The organism is Curtobacterium sp. B8 (assembly GCF_000333315.1).
Lineage (GTDB): Bacteria > Actinomycetota > Actinomycetes > Actinomycetales > Microbacteriaceae > Curtobacterium > Curtobacterium luteum.
This window is the reverse complement of record NZ_BACW01000673.1, coordinates 1-3,392: the sequence shown is the minus strand read 5'-3', so window position 1 is coordinate 3,392 and position 3,392 is coordinate 1. Positions and strand designations below refer to the sequence as shown.

Genomic DNA, 3,392 nt, shown 5'->3' with positions numbered 1-3,392 from the left:
CGTGCGGTGTCGCTCGAGGGCGGTCGTCGCCAGGACGCCGGTCCACAGGCGAACCGAGAGCGTCGGCGCCGTGGCACCGGCCCGNCCCCATGGTCTCGTACATCGACAGCTGCAGGTACGCGGCCTGGCCGAGGTAGACGTCGAGCTCGGGGCTGACGTCGTCGAGCTGGAGCCGCTCCCCGGACGCGTTCTTCGGGTTGCGCGACGCGAGCCACGCAGCCGCGAGCTGCGCGGCGCGTTTCCGGTTCCACCAAGACACCACGCCAGCAGCATAGGGGGCCGGACCCGGGACCCCGGTCGGCGTCGGTAGACTGGGCGGGACTTCCACCAGGACTAAGGTGATTCTTTGACTTTCGCAGACCTCAACATCGAGCAGGACATCGTCGACGCGCTCGCGACGAAGGGCATCATCGAGCCCTTCCCGATCCAGCAGCAGACGATCCCGCTCGCCCTGACCGGGCAGGACATCATCGGTCAGGCCAAGACCGGTACCGGCAAGACCTTCGGCTTCGGCCTGCCCCTCATCCAGCGCCTCGGCACCGACCCGGAGCACGGCGTCAAGGCGCTCGTCGTCGTCCCCACGCGCGAACTCGCCGTGCAGGTGACCGAGGACCTCGAGCTCGCCACGTCGAACCGGTCGACCACGATCGTGTCGATCTACGGCGGCAAGGCGTACGAGGGCCAGATCGAGCAGCTCAAGGCCGGCGCGCAGATCGTCGTCGGCACCCCGGGTCGACTCATCGACCTGCAGCGCCAGCGCCTGCTCGACCTCTCCCACGTGCAGGAGGTCGTCCTCGACGAGGCCGACCGCATGCTCGACCTCGGCTTCCTGTCCGACATCGAGCGGATCTTCCAGGCCGTCCCCGACGTCCGGCACACGATGCTGTTCTCGGCGACGATGCCGGCGCCGATCGTCGCACTGGCCCGCCGCTTCATGAGCCGCCCGGTGCACATCCGCGCCACGGACCCCGACGAGGGTCTGATGCAGGCGAACATCAAGCACGTCATCTACCGCGCGCACTCGCTCGACAAGGACGAGGTCATCGCCCGCATCCTGCAGGCCGAGGGGCGCGGCAAGACCGTGATCTTCACCCGCACGAAGCGCGCCGCCGCGAAGCTCGTCGAGGAGCTCAAGGACCGCGGGTTCAACGCCGCGGCCGTGCACGGCGACCTCAACCAGGAACAGCGCGAGCGCGCCATGGCCGCCTTCAAGGCAGGCAAGCGCGACGTGCTGATCGCGACCGACGTCGCCGCCCGCGGCATCGACGTGGACGACGTCACGCACGTCATCAACCACACGATCCCGGACGACCCGGACACGTACCTGCACCGCGCCGGCCGCACGGGCCGAGCGGGCAAGACCGGCATCCCGGTGACGTTCGTCGACTGGGACGACCTGCACAAGTGGACGCTCATCGACAAGGCGCTCGAGTTCGGCATCCCCGAGCCCGTCGAGACCTACTCGTCGTCCCCGCACCTCTTCTCCGACCTCGACATCCCCGCCGGGACGAAGGGTCGCCTCCCCGGCGCGTCGGCGCACGCGNCGTCCGCCGGCACCGCCGAGACCAAGGGCGGCGAGCGGCAGGGCGCGTCGCGTTCGCGTTCGCGCAGCCGGACCCGGTCTGGAGGCTCGGCGCCGGCCCGCAGCGAGCAGTCGGACGCGCAGGCTCCCGCGGCCGCACCGGCCGAGGGTGGCGCTGACGAGTCCGCGACCGGTGACGGCGCCGCCAAGCGCCGTCGTCGCCGCCGTCGCCGCAGCGGTGGCGGTTCGTCCGAGGCGACCGCCTCGGCACCGCAGGCAGCCGGCGAGGGCGAGTAGCGCCTCCAGGCCGAAGGGTCCGTCGCACACGCGACGGGCCCTTCGTCGTCCCCGCCCGCCGGAGCAGCCGGCGTGGGGTGGGCTGCGAGGCGGCGCGGGTCAGGACAGGCGCGCGTCCGGGCCGGACACCGGCGCGGAACCGGTGGCCTCGCCGACGATCGCGTCGAACGCGACCAGGGCGGTGCGGTGCTCGCCGAGCCGGTTCGGCTTGCCCGTGCCGTGGTAGTCGCTCGACCCCGTGACGAACAGGCCGTACCGTGTGGCCCAGTCGAGCAGCGTGCGCTTGCCGTGGGACACGTTCTCGCGGTGGTCGACCTCGAGCCCGCCGAGTCCGGCGTCGACGAGGGTCCGCAGCGCGTCCTCGTCGATGACGATGCCGCGCGAGGACGCCGCGGGGTGCGCGATCACCGGCACGCCACCGGCAGCGCGGATGAGCTCGACGCCGCGCAGGGGCGAGGGGGCCTCGTGCGGCTCGTAGTAGCCCGACGCGGGGTGCAGGATGCCGCGGAAGGCGGCACTGCGGTCCGACTCGAGACCGCGGGCGACCAGCGCGTCGGCGATGTGGGGCCGCCCGATGGTCGCGCCGTCGCTCGCCTGCGCGAGCACGTCGTCCCAGGTGAGCGGGTGGTCCTCGCCGATGCGCTCGACCATGCGTCGGGCGCGCTCCAGCCGACCGTCGCGGATCCGCGTCGTCTCGGCGACGAGGCCCGGGTCCGTCGGGTCGACGAGGTAGCCGAGCACGTGCACGCTGCGGTAGCCGACGCGCGTGCTGAGCTCCAGCCCCGGGAGCAGTGTGAGCGGCAGCTGCCGGGCGGTCGCGATCGCCTCGTCCCAGCCCGCCGTCGTGTCGTGGTCGGTGAGGGCGACGCCGTCCAACCCGGCGGCCGCCGCGGCCCGCACGAGTTCGGCAGGGCGCTCGGTGCCGTCGGACACGCTCGAGTGCGTGTGCAGGTCGATGAACGGATCGGGCACTCCTCAATGCTATCCACAGGTGAACGCGCGCACAGGCCACGGACCCCGGGACGGTGCGAGGATGGAGCCATGGCCGACACCACTCCCCGCGCGACGAGCAACCGTTCCACGACTCCCGGGTCCTCGACCTTCAAGGACTACATCGGGTCGCAGTGGGCCGAGCGGGAGCGCCCGCTCCCGGAGCCGCGGGAGCAGGCCGCGTACGCCGCCGCGCGCCGCGCCCGGATCTCCGAGCTGCACCCTGGCCGCACGATCGTCGTGCCCGCCGGGCAGGCGAAGGTCCGCTCGAACGACTGCGACTACCCGTTCCGGCCGCACTCCGCGTTCGCGCACCTCACCGGCTGGGGCACCGACACGGTCGTCGGGTCCGTCCTCGTGATGACGCCGAACGGCTCCGGACACGACGCCACACTGTACTTCCGGGCGACGGCGGGCCGTGACTCCGAGGAGTTCTACGCCAACCCCGAGATCGGCGAGTTCTGGGTCGGGCCGCGCCCCTCCCTCGCGGAGGTCGCCGCAGACCTCGGGCTCGACACGGCCGACCTGGGCGATCTGGACGCGGTCGTCGACGGCCTCGACGCCACCGTGCTCGTGGTCCGCG

At 72.4% G+C, this 3,392-nt stretch carries 3 protein-coding genes; 2 read left to right on the top strand and 1 reads right to left on the bottom strand.

Features of this window, described 5'->3' with window-relative positions:
* The first annotated feature begins 346 nt into the window (after window positions 1-346).
* Window positions 347-1,819, top strand: coding sequence for a DEAD/DEAH box helicase (locus I59_RS17940; protein WP_022905055.1), 1,473 nt, complete (start codon window positions 347-349; stop codon window positions 1,817-1,819).
* Window positions 1,820-1,918: 99 nt separating this feature from the next.
* On the opposite strand, the gene I59_RS17935 is transcribed toward I59_RS17940, so the two are convergent.
* Entirely contained in the window at window positions 1,919-2,791 is an 873-nt protein-coding gene (locus tag I59_RS17935; protein WP_022905054.1) for a PHP domain-containing protein, read from the bottom strand.
* A gap of 69 nt (window positions 2,792-2,860) precedes the next feature.
* Between I59_RS17935 and I59_RS17930 the strand changes: the two genes are divergently transcribed.
* A partial coding sequence (locus tag I59_RS17930) for an aminopeptidase P N-terminal domain-containing protein (RefSeq protein WP_022905053.1) occupies window positions 2,861-3,392 on the top strand: 532 nt, incomplete at its 3' end.